This is a genomic window from Gelidibacter salicanalis, assembly GCF_016469035.1.
Lineage (GTDB): Bacteria > Bacteroidota > Bacteroidia > Flavobacteriales > Flavobacteriaceae > Gelidibacter > Gelidibacter salicanalis_A.
On the sequence record NZ_JAEHJZ010000003.1, the window covers coordinates 20,708 to 39,775 of the forward strand.

The 19,068-nt window shown below is 38.4% G+C and carries 16 protein-coding genes; 8 read left to right on the forward strand and 8 right to left on the reverse strand.

What is annotated here, in order from left to right; translation table 11 throughout:
• Window positions 1-27: 27 nt before the first annotated feature.
• From mnmA to JEM65_RS01290, 5 genes are all read right to left on the reverse strand, one after another.
• On the reverse strand, window positions 28-1,215 hold the full coding sequence (mnmA, locus tag JEM65_RS01270; RefSeq protein ID WP_199596736.1) for a tRNA 2-thiouridine(34) synthase MnmA: 1,188 nt from the start codon (window positions 1,213-1,215) through the stop codon (window positions 28-30).
• Window positions 1,216-1,798: 583 nt separating this feature from the next.
• Window positions 1,799-2,509 carry a toxin-antitoxin system YwqK family antitoxin gene (locus JEM65_RS01275; protein WP_199596737.1) on the reverse strand — a complete coding sequence of 237 codons (711 nt, stop codon included), beginning with the start codon at window positions 2,507-2,509 and terminating at the stop codon, window positions 1,799-1,801.
• Between the two features lie 217 nt (window positions 2,510-2,726).
• Complete coding sequence (gene yidC, locus JEM65_RS01280) at window positions 2,727-4,625, reverse strand: membrane protein insertase YidC (RefSeq protein ID WP_199596738.1); 1,899 nt, start codon at window positions 4,623-4,625, stop codon at window positions 2,727-2,729.
• Between the two features lie 110 nt (window positions 4,626-4,735).
• Window positions 4,736-6,376, reverse strand: coding sequence for a CTP synthase (locus tag JEM65_RS01285; protein ID WP_199596739.1), 1,641 nt, complete (start codon window positions 6,374-6,376; stop codon window positions 4,736-4,738).
• A gap of 235 nt (window positions 6,377-6,611) precedes the next feature.
• Complete coding sequence (locus JEM65_RS01290) at window positions 6,612-9,380, reverse strand: M16 family metallopeptidase (RefSeq protein WP_199596740.1); 2,769 nt, start codon at window positions 9,378-9,380, stop codon at window positions 6,612-6,614.
• Window positions 9,381-9,579: 199 nt separating this feature from the next.
• Here JEM65_RS01290 and JEM65_RS01295 point away from each other — a divergent pair, with 199 nt between their 5' ends.
• The 8 genes from JEM65_RS01295 to JEM65_RS01330 all read left to right on the forward strand — a co-directional run bounded on the left by JEM65_RS01295 (window position 9,580) and on the right by JEM65_RS01330 (window position 16,254).
• Window positions 9,580-10,464, forward strand: a complete 885-nt coding sequence (locus tag JEM65_RS01295) for an SDR family oxidoreductase (protein ID WP_199596878.1) — start codon at window positions 9,580-9,582, stop codon at window positions 10,462-10,464.
• A 233-nt stretch (window positions 10,465-10,697) separates the two neighbouring features.
• The gene (locus JEM65_RS01300) at window positions 10,698-11,462 is read left to right on the forward strand and encodes a ParA family protein (RefSeq protein ID WP_199596741.1); all 765 of its coding nucleotides are present in this window, start codon (window positions 10,698-10,700) and stop codon (window positions 11,460-11,462) included.
• Window positions 11,462-12,361, forward strand: coding sequence for a ParB/RepB/Spo0J family partition protein (locus tag JEM65_RS01305; protein WP_199596742.1), 900 nt, complete (start codon window positions 11,462-11,464; stop codon window positions 12,359-12,361). The genes JEM65_RS01300 and JEM65_RS01305 overlap by 1 nt, the downstream gene beginning before the upstream one ends.
• Window positions 12,351-12,971, forward strand: a complete 621-nt coding sequence (locus tag JEM65_RS01310) for a DUF5683 domain-containing protein (RefSeq protein WP_199596743.1) — start codon at window positions 12,351-12,353, stop codon at window positions 12,969-12,971. The genes JEM65_RS01305 and JEM65_RS01310 overlap by 11 nt, the downstream gene beginning before the upstream one ends.
• Window positions 12,972-12,973: 2 nt before the next feature.
• Window positions 12,974-13,675: a 4-hydroxy-tetrahydrodipicolinate reductase gene (gene dapB, locus JEM65_RS01315; protein WP_199596744.1), complete on the forward strand. Its 702-nt coding sequence runs from the start codon at window positions 12,974-12,976 to the stop codon at window positions 13,673-13,675.
• 97 nt (window positions 13,676-13,772) lie between these two features.
• Window positions 13,773-15,311 (forward strand): signal peptidase I, encoded by a 1,539-nt coding sequence (gene lepB, locus JEM65_RS01320; protein WP_199596745.1) that lies wholly within the window; start codon window positions 13,773-13,775, stop codon window positions 15,309-15,311.
• A 14-nt stretch (window positions 15,312-15,325) separates the two neighbouring features.
• Entirely contained in the window at window positions 15,326-15,946 is a 621-nt protein-coding gene (locus tag JEM65_RS01325; protein ID WP_199596746.1) for a WbqC family protein, read from the forward strand.
• Complete coding sequence (locus JEM65_RS01330; RefSeq protein WP_199596747.1) at window positions 15,946-16,254, forward strand: DUF6122 family protein; 309 nt, start codon at window positions 15,946-15,948, stop codon at window positions 16,252-16,254. The genes JEM65_RS01325 and JEM65_RS01330 overlap by 1 nt, the downstream gene beginning before the upstream one ends.
• A gap of 149 nt (window positions 16,255-16,403) precedes the next feature.
• On the opposite strand, the gene JEM65_RS01335 is transcribed toward JEM65_RS01330, so the two are convergent.
• Genes JEM65_RS01335 through JEM65_RS01345 form a run of 3 tightly spaced genes read right to left on the reverse strand, consistent with a single transcriptional unit; the run spans window position 16,404 to window position 19,068 of the window.
• Window positions 16,404-17,444, reverse strand: coding sequence for an endonuclease/exonuclease/phosphatase family protein (locus JEM65_RS01335; protein ID WP_199596748.1), 1,041 nt, complete (start codon window positions 17,442-17,444; stop codon window positions 16,404-16,406).
• Between the two features lie 5 nt (window positions 17,445-17,449).
• Complete coding sequence (locus tag JEM65_RS01340; protein WP_199596749.1) at window positions 17,450-18,322, reverse strand: rhomboid family intramembrane serine protease; 873 nt, start codon at window positions 18,320-18,322, stop codon at window positions 17,450-17,452.
• Complete coding sequence (locus JEM65_RS01345; RefSeq protein ID WP_199596750.1) at window positions 18,319-19,068, reverse strand: rhomboid family intramembrane serine protease; 750 nt, start codon at window positions 19,066-19,068, stop codon at window positions 18,319-18,321. Before JEM65_RS01345 ends, JEM65_RS01340 begins: the two co-directional genes overlap by 4 nt.

Sequence of the window (19,068 nt, forward strand, 5' to 3'; positions counted from 1 at the left end):
AGAATTTAGTAAAATCAGTACTGCAATTTAAGAAATAACTCCCGAACCTACTAATTCATCATCAAGATACCAAGCTGCGAATTGCCCTTCTGTAATGGCCGATTGCAACTCTTCAAAAACCACATATAGTCCATTTTCTAGCTGATGTAAAATGGCCTTTTGAAGGGGTTGGCGGTATCTGATTCGTGCGTTGACCTTCATAGTTTGACCCACTTCTAATTTTAAATCCTCACGGATCCAATGCACCTCATCATTAGACACAAAAAGTGCTCTTTTAAGCAATCCGGGATGCTCTTTACCTTGACCGGTATAAATGACGTTCTCTTCAACATCAGTATCAATGACAAACAAGGGTTCAGCCGTACCTCCAACGGCAAGCCCTTTACGCTGACCTTTAGTAAAATAATGGGCACCTTGATGTGTCCCAACAATTTTACCGTCAGTAACATTATAATCGATTTTACGCGTCAGATAGGCTAATTTTTCTTTCTCAGAAGTGAATTCAGGTTGTGAGTCCTGATACAACACTTGCTCTGCTGGGATTTCTACAATGACGCCTTCTTTTGGCTGTAACTTTTGTTGTAAAAATTCAGGCAATCGCACTTTACCAATAAAGCAAAGCCCTTGGGAATCTTTTTTATCTGCAGTAACCAAATCGAGATCAGCAGCGATTTTGCGCACTTCTGGCTTTGTCAATTCGCCAATGGGGAACAGTGCTTTTGACAATTGATCTTGGGATAATTGACACAAGAAATAGGATTGATCTTTGTTAGTGTCTACTCCTGCGAGTAGTTGAAAAACATCTTGACCATCTTTTTGAAGCACGCCTTTACGGCAATAATGGCCCGTAGCCACATAATCGGCACCCAAGTGGAGCGCAATTTTCATAAACACATCAAACTTGATTTCTCTATTACAAAGCACATCCGGATTTGGCGTTCTCCCCTTTTGATATTCATCAAACATATAATCGACAATGCGCTCCTTGTATTGCTCGCTTAAATCGACCGTTTGAAAGGGAATGCCTAATTTATCGGCCACCAGCATAGCATCATTACTATCATCCAACCACGGGCATTCATCAGAAATGGTCACCGAATCATCATGCCAATTTTTCATAAACAGACCAATGACCTCATACCCTTGCTCTTTTAACAAATACGCGGCAACACTTGAATCTACACCTCCCGAAAGTCCTACGATTACTCTTTTCATTTTGCAAAATTACGAAGATTATTGGGAATGAAAATGAAAATGAAGTTGAAGTTGAGTTGATTGCCCGACCGTAGCTTTAGCGAAGGCAGGAATTTACCTGCCCGTAGTGACCTGCTGATTTGGATGTTTTTTTTGCAGACTGATTGTTTATTAAATAGTGGTGTCTGAAATCCTAAGAATAATAGGAACAAAGGATACCTATTTACGAACCAAGGTCCCGCAGATCTCGCCAATTTACGCAGATTTCTAATTGTATAGAAACTACAACTTGAAACAAAACAAACAATAGAAACAACAGAAACCTATTTACAAGCTTAACTCCCACAGATGTCGCCAATCTACGCAGATCTCTAATGTATAGCGACTCCAACTTGAAACAAAAAAAACAATAGAAACAACAGAAACAACAGAAACAACAGAAACCTATTGAAAAACTAAGTCCCCCGCAGATGTCGCCAATTTACGCAGATCTCTAATGTATAGCGACTCCAACTTGAAACAACAGAAACAACAGAAACAATAAAAACAATAAAAACAATTTACTAAAGACTGAAAACTGCCAACTAAAAAACCCCCATTTCCCCTACTGTTTCATCGGATTCTTACTATAAACTGTATAATCCTTTTCTTCGGTCAAGATGCCATTGTCGTAAAATTTCCAAATGCCGTATTTTTGATCTTTTCTATAAGCGCCTTCAGCAAGTAGTTGCCCATCGCCATTATAATATTTTGACATGCCATCGAGCCTATCATCTTTATAGGTAAACTCTTTAATGACCACACCTTTATCAGAAAATATTTTGGAGATGCCCTCTATTCTTCCGTTGTTGTAAGTGGAATGTTCGGCCATTTGCCCGGTTTCGTAATACACCATTCTTTCGCCTTCAAGTTGTCCATTGGTGTTGTAATGTTCAACGGTCATGACCGCTTTAGTCTTATTATGATAATACACCCACTTCCCTACAAAAAGCGTATCGACCATATGGCCCTCACTAATTAATTTTCCCTTTGATGAAAAAAACTTGACACTAATATCACCGTTATCAAGATTAAATTCTCTGGTAGCGCTCAGCACACTTTTATTTTTATCGAGCTTGTAAAACTTAAATTGGCCTACTTCTTTCCCGTGTTGAAAGGTGCCTTCATATCTTGGTTGATCTAAACCTTCATAATTCTTTTTCCATATGCCATGGCGCTCTCCTTTAGCATCATATTGGTTGACCTTCTCTTGGGCATGGACAGCAGTTAAAAACAGGGTTAAAACTACCGTAAAAAGTATATTTTGATTACTCATTATATGTTTTCATTAAAGAGGTTCAGTCACGTTATGTCGAACAAATAAACTCAAAAAATTGAAACTTATTTCAAAAACTTATAACATTTTGCAATGCCTGGTATTTAGGATTGGGTTTCAACTTATTAGGGATGGTTTTTATGACCTCTCATTAGAAGTTAAAAAAAATGCCTCTAAAGACTTTAGAGACATTTTTTAGTGTACTTAAAAAGCTAATCTAACGCTTTCCTTGTTTTTTCTGTTGTTGTTCAGCTTGTTCCATCATTTCTTTCATTTTCTTTTGGAACTTACTTTCTTTTTTAGGTTTTGCTTTACTCACCTGAATACGTGCATGGATTTTATCTTCGTCTAAGATAAAATTTTTGATCACCAACATGATTCCGATACTAATTAAGTTAGAAATAAAGTAATACAAACTCAATCCAGAAGCATAGTTATTAAAAAAGAATAACATCATTATAGGAGAGAAGTAAATCATATACTTCATCATTTTTGCCATATCTGGCATCCCTTCTTGAGTTGGTTGTGACGCCATTTGTTGCCCTGTGGTCATCTTCATGTAAAAGAAAATTGCTATGGACGCCAATATTGGGAACAAACTTACGTGGTCTCCATAAAACGGAATCTTGAACGGTAAATTGGCTATGGTATCATAAGACGATAAATCATCTGCCCAAAGGAAACTTTTTTGACGAATATCAAAGGCCGATGGGAAGAACTGGAAGAGTGCATAAAACACTGGTAACTGAATCAGCGCCGGCAAGCATCCACTGAGCGGACTCGCGCCTGCCTTAGATTGTAAGGCCATGGTTTCTTGCTGAACTTTCAGCTTGTTGTCTTTATACTTTTCACGAATAGCATCCAATTCTGGTTTAATAATTTTAAGCTTCGCTTGAGACAGGAACTGTTTGTACTGTACAAATGACAGACACAATTTGATTAACACCGTCATGACCACAATCGCGATTCCGTAAGGCATAAAAGACCCTAAAAATGCAAATAATGGGATAAATAAGTAACGGTTAATCCAGCCAAAAATACCCCAACCCAATGGCAGTATTTCATCTAGATTCCTGTCATATGCATTTAAAATTTTATAATCACTTGGACCATAATACAAATCCATGTTTCTATTCAATTCACCACCTTGCAGTGCCAATGGCAGTTTAGTAGTAAACGCTTTGGTGAAAACCGTATCTATATCTTCGTCTTGAACTAAATTTTTAGAAGTAAACAAGCCTTCCTTAAACGGTTGATCTGCTAAAAGAATTGAGGTAAAGAAATGCTGTTTATTAGCCACCCAGGTTACATCTTCGGCGGTATCATCAGTAAAATCCTGTTGCCCTAAATAATCGTCTTTTCCGCCTTCATATTCAAAAAGCAGCTCCGTATATCTATTTTCATAGCTGATACTTTTAGCGTGACGATAGGTTTTGATATTCCAATCTAAATTGACTTGTTGAGAACTGTTGATCACATCAGATAACCCTTGTGAGCGTACATTAAACGCAAACATGTAATCATTTGGCTTCAACTCATAACGGTACTCTAAAAACTTGCTTTCAGAAACTTTAAGCTTCATCGAAACCACTGTGTTTTCGCCATTTTGGGTTATTGTTGGCTCAAAATATAGGTCTTTGGTATTTAGATTTCTATTGTCTGTTGTAGAAAATGAGATATTAAAGTTGGCATTGCCATCTTTAATAATATAGATTGGCACAGAATCAGAAGTCACAAACTTTTTAAGTTTTACTTCAGATAAGTACCCTCCCTTATTACTGAACTTTAACTGGAATAAATCGGTTTCAACCAAGGTTTCAGTATCAGTAGCAGAAGGCAAGGTAGACGCATAGGCAAAAGCACCCAATCTATTTTTTAAAGCCTCTAATTTAAGAGAATCTAATGCTGTGGTATTGGAGTAATCCTCAGCCTTGGTGACAAATGTATCCTTCTCGACCTTTTGCTGTTTCTCTGCGGCTATCTGAGCTTGTTTGGCTTGCTCTTCAGCTGCAATTTCCTCAGGAGTTGGTTTGTTCTGCCACAGCATGAACAACAATATTCCGAAAATAAGAACAAATCCTACAATAGAATTGAAATCAAATTTTTTTTCTTCCATTTAATTTGTGTTCAGACCTGACGGGTTGGTAAAACTTTAAAGGCCTTTTTTAAGTTGGTAATTAATTTTGTTTTTTGATAAGATTTTTTATCACAAAAATGCATCCAAGATTACTTTTGTGCCATACTGACACGATTTTCATCTTGCTTATAATTAACTGCTGCCTTTACAAAAGCCACAAATAATGGATGCGGATTGGCAACGGTACTCTTATATTCTGGATGGTACTGTACACCTACAAACCAATTATGCGATGGAATTTCTACAATTTCCACCAAGCCGGTGTCAGGGTTTAATCCCGTTGCTTTCATTCCAGCCTCTTCAATTTGCTGTTTATAGGCGTTGTTAAATTCGTAACGATGGCGATGGCGCTCCATGATATCAGATTTCTGATACACCTCTTTAGCGATGCTGCCGTCTTCTAAATGACAGGCCCAAGCCCCAAGACGCATAGTGCCACCTTTCTCTGTGATGTTTTTTTGCGATTCCATTAAGTCAATAACAGGATCAGACGTATGCGGATTCATTTCTGTTGAATTGGCATTTTTTAATCCCAATACATTACGCGCGTACTCTATAACAGCCATTTGCATCCCTAAACAAATGCCCAAAAACGGAATATTATGTTCTCTTACGTACTTAACCGCTTCAATCTTTCCATCAATACCGCGTTCACCAAATCCTGGAGCCACGAGCACACCATCTAAATGTGCTAATTTTTGTGATGCATTTTCTATGGTTAGGTGTTCAGAATGGATAGGCTCTACAATTACTTTAACTTCATTCTCCGCCCCTGCATGTATAAACGATTCTAATATAGATTTGTAGGAATCCTGTAGCTCAACGTATTTTCCAATCAATCCTATAGTAACTTCACTCTTAGGATTTTTATGGCGTTTTAAAAATTGGTTCCACTGGGTTAAATCTGGAGCATCACTTTGAAGGTCCAATTTTTTAAGAACGACTTTGTCCAAACCTTGCTCTAACATTAAATTAGGCACATCATAAATTGTAGAGGCATCAATAGATTGAATGACAGCTTCTTCGCGAACATTACAAAACAATGCCAATTTACGACGCAGATCCAGTGGCAACTCGTGTTCTGTGCGACACACCAAAATATCTGCCATTACCCCGCTTTCCATCAATGTTTTCACACTGTGCTGGGTGGGTTTTGTTTTCAATTCTCCTGCTGCAGATAAATACGGCACTAGGGTTAAATGGATCACGATGGCATTATGCTCGCCCAAATCCCATTTTAACTGACGTACCGCTTCTATATATGGTAAAGACTCAATATCTCCAACGGTTCCTCCTATTTCAGTAATGACAATATCAAAATCGCCAGACTTTCCAAGAATTTGCACTCTGTGCTTAATTTCGTCCGTAATATGAGGAATAACCTGAACGGTTTTACCCAAAAACTCTCCACGGCGCTCCTTTTCAATAACACTTTGATAGATGCGCCCAGTAGTAACGTTGTTGGATTGACTGGTAGTTACATTCAAGAAACGCTCATAGTGGCCCAAATCCAAATCTGTTTCAGCACCATCATCCGTCACGTAGCATTCCCCATGTTCATAAGGATTCATTGTACCTGGATCAACGTTAATGTATGGATCTAATTTTTGAATTGTTGTTCTGTAGCCTTGAGCTTGAAGTAATTTTGCCAAAGAAGCTGCTATAATGCCCTTCCCTAAGGAAGACGTTACTCCTCCTGTGACGAATATGTATTTTGTAGTAGTTGTCATGTTGCGCTGTTAAACGCAGGCAAATTTACAAAATTTAAATAGTTATTGTAGCATCTAATTTTAGTTATTTATGAAGACAGACAATAGCCATCACAACACCTTAAACTACTCACAAACAACCATTTAAAAACACCTCGTTATTTTACTAAACTATTACAATTCAAATTTTTAAAAACAAAAAACCTGCTCCTCAGCCAAAACTGTTGAAGCAGGTCATTTTTTGATTGGTTTAATATTAGTCTATCTTTTTAGCATCTGTCTTGATCTTCAGATTATCAAAATCGCCACCATTGACCACGGTCCAATTCTCATAGTTTTTAAAGTATTTTTTAATAACCTTATTCACATCTTCAACCGTTAGTTTTTTAACTTGGTTTTCAACATTTTTCTGAAACATCATGTCTCGGTCATAATACAAGTTGTTGTTGATGACTCTTGCCAACTCATTATCCTTTGCTCTCGATACATTTTGCTCCTGAACCCAACCGTTGACGGCATTTTTAAGCTCTTCTTCAGTAATGCCTTCAGTAATATAATGGGCTATTTCTTCTTTAAAACCTTGCTGTACCTTAGCTGCATTTTCTGGAGCATAAATGGCATAAATGTACATGGACGAATTTTTATCTTCCTGATTATCATCCACTCCAACATTACCCCCAGCACCATAGCTTACCCCGTCCTTTTGACGTAGGCGTCCTGCAATACGAGAGTTTAGAAACCCACCACCAAAAATTTCTCCAGCTATTTGTAAAGCGGCATAGTCTTCGTCATACTGGCTGCCTTCAAAGGAAATCACCCCTAAAGTGAAGGCATTCTTTTTATCTGGGGTTATGATTTTTTCATTGGCAGGCTTGCTGTTCTGAAATTTATCACTGATTTCAGTATACGATTTATCCGATTTGAAATCGGCATACGTATTATCAATATAGGTTTTAACAGCCTCCTCATCCATATTACCAATAGCCACCAAGGATGCACTGTTGTTAACACCATAAAAATCGTTATGGTAGGCTTTTAAATCTGCGACATTTATAGATTTTATAGCCTCAATTTCTTCCTCTAGTGTTCTATTATATAAAGGATGACCTTTTTTATAGCGATTATTGAGTAACCTTACCTGTCTCGATACAACAGATTGTGGTTCCGTTTTACTTTCTTCTAGACTTGCCAGGTCTTGTGTCTTCAACTTTTCCAACTCTGTGGCATCAAACGTCGGGTTTTTCAACATATCTGTCATTAAAGCAAGAGTTTCCATCAGGTTGTCTTCTGTGCTATTTATAGAAGCAGTAACACGTCCGTTAGAACCGTTAAAGAATACTGACGATTTTAAGGCGCTCAACTTATCTTCAATATCTTGTCTGGACATGGTGGTGGTGCCTTTATTGAGCATTCTGGCCGTATATCTTGCTGTAAGCCCCTTATTCATCAATTGATCCACATTTCCTGTACGCAAATTAAAGGTGAGGTTGACTGTTTTACCACGGTTATCTTTTTTGATAAGACCATACTCAATGCCACTACTCTCCAATGTTCCAGAGTTTAAGGTGTTTTGAATATTTTCATAGGACACATCAAAAGCTTCACCAGCATCTAAAGCTTCTTTACCTTTATAATTGGCTACCAAGGTTTCTAAGTTTTCAGTATGCGGAATCCCGATGCGCACAGGATTTTTTGTTGGCACAAAATTCCCAACCGTTCTATTGGAAGGAATCATATACTTTTTAACAGCCTCATTGACCTTATTAACCGTCATATCTTCAATACGGTCTCTAAAAATAAATGCCAATCGCCAATCGCCAGCCCCAATAAACTCACTCATATAAGTGCCCAAATACGAGGAATTCCGAAACACCTGATCCATTTGCTTCAACATATTTGCCTTGGCTCGATTCAATTCGGCTTCGGTAATTGGTGCATCTGCCAGGCTATCTAAGGTGGTCAATAAAGTTGTTTCTGCTTCAGCCAACGACTTATCAGATGGCACATCTACATTAATATATAAAAAAGAAGGTTCTTTGGTAAACGGTGTAAAAGACCAAATACCAGACGCTTTTTTGCCATCTACCAGGGCTTTATACAATCTGCCGGAAGGCTCATCCGTCAACACTTGTTCAGCAATCGTCAATGCAGCCGCATCCTCATGAGACCCTGCAGGTACATGATACAATGCAGATACAATTTGCAAGTCGCCCACACGATTTAAGGTCACGCGTTTTTCGCCATCTTGTTCCGGCTCAATCGTTGGTACATCTTTTAATTTTTCTTCTGGATTTTTAATCGGTCCAAATTTCTTCTCTATTAAAGCTAAGGTTTTTTCAGTATCAAATTTTCCCGTCACCATTAAAATAGCATTGTCAGGTCGGTAATACTTTTTATAAAATGCCTGTAAATTTTCAATAGGCACCCGTTCAATATCAGATTTATTTCCAATAGTAGATTGGCCGTAGTTGTGCCATAGATAGGCAGAACTGATCACTTTTTGCATCAAAACACGGGTAGGTGAATTTTCGCCACTCTCAAACTCATTTCGAACGACTGAAAATTCAGATTCCAAGTCCTTTTTCGCAATAAAGGAATTAACCATTCGATCCGATTCCAAGTCTAACGCCCAATCCAAATTTTCATCTGTAGCATTAAACGTTTCGAAATAATTGGTACGATCATACCATGTGGTTCCATTGGGGCGTGCACCGTGAGAGGATAGTTCTTCTGGAATATTGGGATGGTTTGGTGTGCCTTTAAACACCATGTGCTCCAACAAATGCGCCATGCCTTTTTCGCCATAGCCTTCATGACGACTACCCACCATATAGGTTATGTTTACAGTAATAGTTTGTGCAGAATTATCAGGAAACAAAAGTACTTTTAAACCGTTGTCCAAACTGTATTCTGTAATACCTTCTACGCTTGCACCTTTTTTAAGTTGCGCCTCTGCGCTGATGGAAAGGGCAAGACAAAACAATATTGTTACTGCAATTTTGAATAATGGATTATTTTTTTTCATAACAGGATTGTAATTGATTGACTTTAAAGGTATAATAAAAAAAACAAACCTCTATTTGGTGAATCAAAAAATTTAGTCCTAATGTATTCTATAAGAAATGTGATCAATTGATCAAGTATTAAGAATAATTTGACTTTTTAAAATGACCATCGTAAGATTTAATCCGTAATTTTAAATTCACTTTTTTACTAAAAACAGCATCATGTATACTCAAAAAATGCTCCGGGACGGCGCTTTAAACGGAAAAACGATAGTTGTCACCGGTGGCGGCAGTGGATTAGGAAAGGCCATGTCTAAATACTTTCTGGAATTGGGCGCCAATGTTGTCATTACCTCACGCAATCTTGACAAGCTCAAGGCTACGGCTGAAGCGTTGGAACAGGAAACTAAAGGCACCTGTTTGCCCCTGCAATGTGACGTCAGGAATTACAACGAAGTTGAGGCCATGCTCAAAGGCGCAGTGGAAAACTTTGGAAAAGTGGATGTACTCCTCAATAATGCTGCGGGAAATTTCATTTCTCCTACGGAGCGACTTTCTGCCAATGCGTTCGACACTATTATTGATATTGTATTAAAAGGCACCAAGAACTGCACTTTAGCTTTTGGAAAACATTGGATTGACACCAAACAGACCAACACCTCTGTACTCAATATTGTTACTACGTATGCCTGGACGGGTTCCGCTTATGTGGTGCCAAGCGCCACCGCCAAGGCAGGTGTGTTGGCCATGACACGCAGTCTGGCGGTAGAATGGGCCAAATACGGGATGCGTTTTAATGCCATTGCACCGGGGCCGTTCCCCACCAAAGGTGCTTGGGACCGACTTTTACCGGGAGATTTAAAGGACAAGTTTGATATGGCGAAAAAAGTGCCTTTAAACCGCGTGGGAGACCACCAGGAGTTGGCCAATTTGGCAGCGTATTTGGTGTCTGATTTTTCGGCTTATGTGAATGGCGAAGTGATTACCATTGACGGTGGCGAATGGCTTAAAGGCGCAGGACAATTTAATTTATTAGAAGCAATACCTGAAGAAATATGGGATCAGTTGGAAGCCATGATTAGAGCAAAAAAAAGTAAAAGTTAAAAAGTTATAACAGAAACACAATTAAGTTTAACAGCCTAAAACACACGGAACCACCCTATAATCGCTCTTTGTTTTCAGCACATCACCCCCACTAACATACTGATCATAAAGCAAGAGCATATTTATTGTGGAGGAGAGACAATCTTTAAGTTTGCGCCCCGTTTGTTAACAAGTAACATTTTTTAAACTCGCAAATAATTGTATTTTTACCGAGACTAAAACCAGATCATTTAATGGGTAAAATCATTGCAATAGCCAATCAAAAAGGAGGCGTTGGTAAAACAACGACGTCAGTAAATTTAGCTGCTTCCTTAGGTGCATTAGAAAAAAAAGTATTATTAATAGATGCAGATCCACAGGCCAACGCATCATCTGGCTTAGGGATTGATGTAGAAGGTGTCGAAGTTGGTTCTTATCAACTTATTGAACATTCTGCAACGGCAGAAGATTGTATCATTCCTACAAACGCGCCTCATGTGGATATTATTCCGGCGCACATTGATTTGGTCGCTATTGAGATTGAATTGGTTGATAAGGATGAACGGGAGTATATGCTCAAAAAAGCCATCCATCACCTCAAAGAGAAATATGATTATATTTTAATTGACTGTGCGCCTTCTTTAGGGCTTTTGACCTTGAATGCGCTTACTGCAGCCGACTCGGTTATCATCCCGATACAATGTGAATATTTTGCATTGGAAGGTTTGGGTAAGTTATTGAACACTATTAAAAGTGTGCAACGCATCCACAACGAACACTTAGATATTGAAGGGATGTTACTGACCATGTATGATGCGCGTTTACGCTTGTCAAACCAAGTTGTGGAAGAAGTGCAAAAGCATTTCAGCGACATGGTTTTTGATACCATCATTCAGCGTAATGTACGTTTGGGAGAAGCCCCAAGTTTTGGCGAAAGCATCATCAATTATGATGTGAGCAGCAGAGGCGCTACCAATTATTTAAGTCTGGCAAAGGAAATTATTAAAAAGAACCATTAATGGCGAAGGCAACCCAAAAACAAGCTTTAGGTAGAGGATTATCAGCACTTTTAAAAGATCCGTCAAACGATATTAAGTCGGTTCAGGATAAAAATGCCGATAAAGTGATTGGTAATATTGTGGAATTAGAATTGGAAGCTATTGAAATCAATCCGTTTCAGCCCCGAACCAATTTTAATGAAGAAACACTTCGTGAGTTGGCATCTTCCATCAAGGAACTCGGTGTGATTCAGCCCATAACGGTTAGAAAACTCGACTTTAACAAGTACCAATTGGTCTCTGGTGAGCGTCGTTTTAGAGCTTCCAAACTTATTGGCTTGTCAACCATTCCTGCCTATATCAGAATTGCTAATGATCAGGAATCTCTTGAAATGGCTTTGGTTGAAAACATCCAACGCCAAGATTTAGATCCTATTGAAATTGCCTTGTCCTACCAGCGTCTGATTGATGAAATTCAGCTCACCCAAGAACAGATGAGTGAGCGCGTGGGCAAAAAACGCTCTACCATTGCAAACTATCTCAGACTTTTAAAATTAGATCCTATCATCCAAACGGGTATGCGGGATGGTTTTATATCAATGGGTCACGGCCGTGCCATTATTAACATTGAAGATCAATCGCATCAGCTTGATATATATGAAAAAATTCTTTCTGATAAATTATCGGTGAGAGATACAGAGGCTTTAGTTAAAAACTACCATCATAAAGGCGATGTGCAAATTTCTGAAAAACCAGAGATTCCAAAATTTATTAAAAACAGCGTCAAGGAGTTTTCAGAATATTTTGGACAAAAAATTAGCGTTAAAGTGAGCAAGAACGGAAAAGGAACGATTAGTATTCCATTCCATTCTGAGGAAGATTTTAACCGCATCAAAAAACTTGTTCAAAGTGCTAAATAAACGCATTTATATACCTCTTGTTATTTTATGTTTTGTTTCTGTCTTCGGATTTTCACAAACCGAAACGGATTCTATTCCAACGGTAATAGACAGCGTTCCAAACACTATTTCAAATGAAGTTGTTATTGACAGCATCGTTAGGAAACCTTTAAATATTCTAGCCCCTTCAAAAGCTGCATTCTACTCTGCTATTCTCCCGGGATTAGGTCAGGCCTACAACAAAAAATACTGGAAAATCCCCATAGTATACGCTGCAATTGGCACAGGTATCTATGTGTATTTAGATAATGATAAAACATATAAGCGCTACCGCGACATTTATAAACGCCGATTAGCGGGTTTTACTGATGACGAATTTTATGGAGATGGCCCTACCCCAAAAGTGTCTAACGAAGGACTTATTCGTGCACAAAATACGTTGCGTCGTAATAAGGAGTTGTCACTGTTGATTACCTTTGGATTATACGCCCTTAACATCATCGATGCCAATGTAGATGCACATTTGTTGCAGTATAATTTAGATGAAAATCTGGCTTTAAAACCTCATTTTCAATATAACGAACAGGAAAATTCCACCGACTTAGGTGTGACTCTAAATTTTAAATTTTAAACATGAAAATAGCGCTCTTAGGGTATGGAAAGATGGGCAAAACCATCGAAAAGATAGCCATTGAACGGCATCATGACATCGTTTTAAAAGTTGATGCAGACACACAGGATTATGCTCTTGATGGCATTGATGTAGCCATTGATTTTAGTACTCCAGATGCCGCAGTAGATAATATCTTAAAATGTTTTGGTCACAACGTTCCTGTTATTTCGGGAACTACGGGCTGGTTGCAGCATTATAATGAGGTTCTCGCTTTATGTAAAGAAAGGGAAGGCACGTTTTTGTATGCTTCCAATTTTAGTTTAGGGGTCAATATTTTTTTTGAATTGAACAAGACACTTTCAAAATTGATGGCTATGCTACCCGAATACGCTATTAGCATGGAAGAGATCCATCATACCCAAAAATTGGATGCACCTAGTGGTACCGCCATTTCTTTGGCAGAAGATATTATTAAAAACTCAAAATACGGCACGTGGACGTTGGATGCTGCAAAACCTAAAGAATTGCATATTGATGCCAAGCGGATTGAAAATGTTCCCGGAACCCATGAAGTAACCTACACCTCAACTGTAGACACAATTTCCATTAAACACACCGCCCACAGCCGTGAAGGATTTGCCTTAGGCGCCGTGATTGCTGCGGAATGGATTGCTGGAAAAAAGGGGGTGTTTTCAATGAAGGATGTGTTAAACATTGGTTAACTTACTGCCGATTTTTAAATGGCGATTTATCATTTACAATATATTTGTTAAACCAGGCTTGGAGCCTGATTTACACTAAAAAACTAAAGCTTATCAGATGACATTTACAGAATGGTTTATATTCTTTTTCGTGATACAGGTAATACACGGACTTGGCACATGGAAATTATACATAAAAGCAGGCAGACAAGCTTGGGAGGCATTTGTTCCCGTTTATAATGCAGTGGTTTTAATGAAAATCATCAACAGACCTTGGTGGTGGACCATTTTACTGTTTGTGCCTATTGTCAATTTGATTATGTTTCCAGTTATTTGGGTAGAAACTGCTAGAAGCTTCGGAAAGAACACCACTACAGATACTGTTTTAGCACTGATTACTTTAGGGTTTTACAACTATTTCCTGAACTATTTTACGGATGTTGTCCACGTTAAAGACAGAAGTCTGCATCCAAAGTCGGCAGCTGGAGATTGGATCAGTTCCATCCTATTTGCCATTGTTGCCGCAACCATTGTCCATACCTATTTTATTCAACCGTTTACGATTCCGACCTCTTCATTAGAAAAAACCTTATTGGTGGGCGACTTTTTATTCGTGAGTAAATTCCATTATGGTGCAAGACTTCCAATGACTACCGTGGCAGCACCTATGGTTCATGATACTATTCCTATTTTAAATGTCAAATCATATCTTTCAAAACCAGAGCTCCCTTATATGAGACTTCCTGGTTTTCAAAACATAAAACGGAATGATATTGTAGTGTTTAACTGGCCAGTAGACACGATGTTAGACATGCGCCATACGGACAAGCATTACTACAAACCCATCGATAAGAAAACCAATTACGTAAAACGTGCCGTTGGGATACCTGGAGATTCGCTCTCTATAAAAGATGGCTATGTGTATATTAATGGAAAACAAAATGTACTTAATGATCGTGCACGGATTCAGTTTTCATATGATATCACTTTTAAAGGTCAGATTGCCTCCAATGCGCAAGTTTATGAAATCCTCAAGCGATTTGATATGACCGATGGTTTAGGTTACGATCAACAAAACGAAAAATGGATCATTCCTGCCGCCACGGAAGAAGCGGTGGCAAGAGCAAAAAACCATCCTAATATTGCGTCCATTGAAATCAGAAAAGATTCTTTAGGCAATCGTGATGCAGGTATTTTCCCAATGAATTCAGCCTACAATTGGAACAATGATTATTTTGGCTCATTATACATCCCCGAAAAAGGAAAGACCATCACCTTAACCCCTGAAAACTTACCGTTATACAAACGGGTCATTACAGCTTATGAAGGCCGTGAGCTTTCAGTAAACGGCAATCAAATCAGCATTGATGGCCAGATCACCAACCAGTATACCTTTAAACAAGATTATTATTGGATGATGGGAGACAACCGTCACAACTCACAAGATTCTCGTGTTTGGGGATTTGTACCGTTTGACCACGTCGTGGGTAAACCTGTACTGGTTTGGATGAGTTGGGATGGGAAGAGCCCACGCTGGGAACGCTTTTTTACAACTGTTGGTGGTAATGGCAAACTGGTATCTTACTTTATTCCTTTTCTTGTGTTATTAGGTCTTGTATTTGGCTTTAATGCTTGGCGCAAACGAAGAGCTAAATAAGGTGCAGTTTTACTATGGACATTTTACTTCATCCTACTTATTTTCCGAGCATTGCCCAATGTGTCGCCATGGTGCAAGCGCAGAAAGTAAGCTTTGAAGTCTGTGACAATTATCAGAAACAAACCTATAGAAATCGCATGAATATTTATGGTGCCCAGGGCAAAATGCCCCTTACCGTTCCTGTAATCTATTCGCAAAAAAACCGACAACGTTACAAAGACATACGCATCTCCAACAATGAAAACTGGCAGGATCTACACTGGAAATCGATTCAGTCAGCCTACAGCAGTTCGCCTTTTTTTGAGTTTTATGAACATGATTTGATCCACCTTTTTCAAGAAGAAGCCACGCACTTGATGGCCTTTAATTTCAAATGTTTGGAGGTCCTTTTGGAATGTCTTCAGCACGATTTAAAGTATGATAACACCACTGAATTTGAACTCAATCCGCAAGATAAAACAGATTATCGCTATTTGGTCGATCATCGAAAAGAGACCGAACAGATTTTAAAACCGTATGTTCAAGTATTTGATGACAAGCATGGCTTTACCCCAAACTTGAGCGTTCTCGATTTGATATTTAACGAAGGTCCTAATGCGCTGTTATATTTGGAACAACAACACTTACCAAACTAATGTTACAATCCTTTATACATTACGGAATTCATTTTGCAGTACCATTGGTGGTGGCTTACTTATTTTTCAAATCCCAATGGAAACGCGTATTTTTAATCATGATTGCTACCATGATTATTGATTTAGACCATCTTTTGGCAGTGCCTCTTTTTGATCCTGGACGCTGTAGCATTAATTTCCATCCGCTGCATACGTATTATGCAATGGTAGTTTATGTGGGATTTCTATTTTTTAAGAAAACCAGAATTATAGGTATTGGCTTGGTCATCCATATGATTGCTGATGCGACGGACTGTTTGATGATGTAGGCCGGAGGATTGTTGATTGGGGATTGTTGATTGTTGATTGTTGATTGAAGACTTGAAACTGAACACCGAACACCGAACACCGAATGCTGAATGCTGAATACCGAATACCGAATGCTGAATACTGAGTATTGCCTACTACCTGCTGCCTACTACCTACTGCCTACTACCTGCCTCACCTTTACCCTGCTCATAATCGGAAAATGATCCGACAGCCTGACATCATAGGTTTTAAAAGCGTTAATATCAAAATTAGTATCAACCATAATAAAATCAATCCGAACTGGAAAGAATTTAAAATTAAACGAGCGTCCAAAACCGTTACCCGCTTCTACAAAGGCATCACTTAAATCGTCGCCTTTTATTTTATTGTACACATAAGAATAGGCCGTATTGTTTAAATCGCCACAAACAATAATTTTATAGGTACAAGTGGCCTTATGTTCCAGAAACAAGTCCGTTTGTGCCTGTTGCAACCTGAACGTATTCCCAACCCGTTTAAAAAGATTTTCAGAGGTTTCATTCTTCAAGGGATCCGAGCTTGCATCAATTTTTAGGGATTGCAAGTGTACATTGTAAACTCTGATGGTGTCCTTACCCTTTACCACATCCACAAAAATAGCATTGTTATAAGTGTTCGGAAACTCGATAGAGCCTTTATTAATAATGGGAAATTTAGAAAATATGGCCTGTCCGTTCTTTATTTTATCCCCAGAAAGCGCCTCATACTTATAATATCCTTTAAGGGACAGATCATCATCAGGACGGTATTCTTGCATGCTGATAATATCCGGGTTTTTATCGGTTATAAACTTACTTATTTCCGAAGTGACATTGATATCCGGAATCCATTTAAACAGATTGAACAATCGCACATTATAATTCATGACGGCGATATTATCCGGATCTTCCACGTTTTTGGAAGCTGAAATTTTATATAACGATGTGATGTAATTGAAGCCTATTAACAGCACAATGAGAGATAGTAAAAGCTGCTTCTTAACTTTTAAAAGCCAATAGATCACAAATAATAGATTGACAAGGATGAGAAATGGCACCGTCAAACTCAAAACGGACACAAAAGCGGAGCGTTCTGGCTCTATATAGGGCAAAACATAAGACAGCAATAGTGTGGTTGCTGCAACAGAATTTAAGAAAAACACAAACTTGTCAAGGAGATTGAGTTTTTTCATCAGTCTTAATCTTTAGCTTTAAATAAAAAAGCTTTCTCCTCTTTTGTCAGACTTTCATAGCCACTTTTGCTTATTTTATCTAAGATAAGATCGATTTGCTTTTGCTTATTAAACTCACTAAACTCAGATTTATTATGACCTGCAACAGGATTTGATTTTCGTTTGTGCACCGTTTTTAAACGTGATTTTTTGCCTTTCTCAAAAAGGTTAGAAAACCAATCCATTACTTTTTCGAATCCTTTTCCAATATCATTTCCCTTAATCAACTGTTTGGCATAAAGATAACCCAATGCTACCCCGCCTAAATGCGCTATAGTCCCGCCTTGGTTCATTCCAAATAGGCCAATAACATCAAAAGCAACAAGCGCGATTCCCAAATGCCATAATTTGATATTAAACATAAAAATTTTCACCTGTGTATTCGGCATATACGCGCACAGGAAAATTAGTAATGCCCTCACCCCCGCAGAAGCACCAACCAAAGCTCCAGCCGGTTTTAAAAAGTTAGCTGGCAATACATTATAGGCAAACATAAAGAAGAGTCCACCGACAATAATGCCCAAGAAATAGACTTTCAATGTGAGTTTGGCACTAAATAAGTTGAGCATCATTTGAGACACAAAAAACAGCACCATCATATTGAACAGCAAATGAAACAGTCCATAGTGGGTAAAGCCATAAGTGATAATACTCCAGGGCTTAAAGATAAACTCCCCCAGGTCTTTTGGCAACTCTAACCAATACAAGCTGCCGCCTGATTTTACAATCAGCGATAGCAACAAGCCCATCAAAAAAACAACCACATTAAGAGCAATTATTTTTTCGAGTACATTGAGGTTTCTCAATTTATCCTGAACATCTTTATGTAATGCGGTCATCTGTCCCAACGGTTTTTATCGAATTGTGTTTTTTTCCAATACCACATCATTAAAAATCCAGTCAACGCGCCACCAAGATGGGCAGCATAAGCGGTATTACTTGGACTAAAGAACGACGATCCTGTTAACGCGGAGATTAAATCCAAGGCGATAATGGCAGGAATAAAATATTTGGCTTTTATGGGAATTGGCAAAAATATAAGCATCAATTTTGATTCAGGATACAACATTCCAAATGCCACCAAAACTCCAAAAATTGCTCCAGAAGCCCCTACCATTGAGGAGTTAAAAATATTGAACATGCTTTGCAATTGGTCTCTCTGTACGGCATTAACGCCTTCCATAACCTTACCCGTGCTGAGGGTTTCATGAATTTGAGAAGACGTATAGCCTGCTGATAGAATATCAGCCTCCAGTGGTAAATACTGCATATAATAGACGCCCAACATCACTAAAGCCGCTCCCAATCCTGCGGAAATATAGAAAAAGATAAACTTTTTAGCTCCAAACACTTGTTCTACTGCGGTGCCAAACATCCATAAAGCCAGCATATTGAACGCAATGTGCATCAAATTACCATGCATGAACATATGGGTGATGATTTGCCAAGGCTGAAATAAATCGTTTTTAGGAAAATATAGGGCAAACCAGTTATAAAATACGCCATTTTGTATGGTAAGTGTACCAATAAACATCACCACATTTATTATGAGCAAATGCTTAACGGTATCTGTAATTCCTCTCAT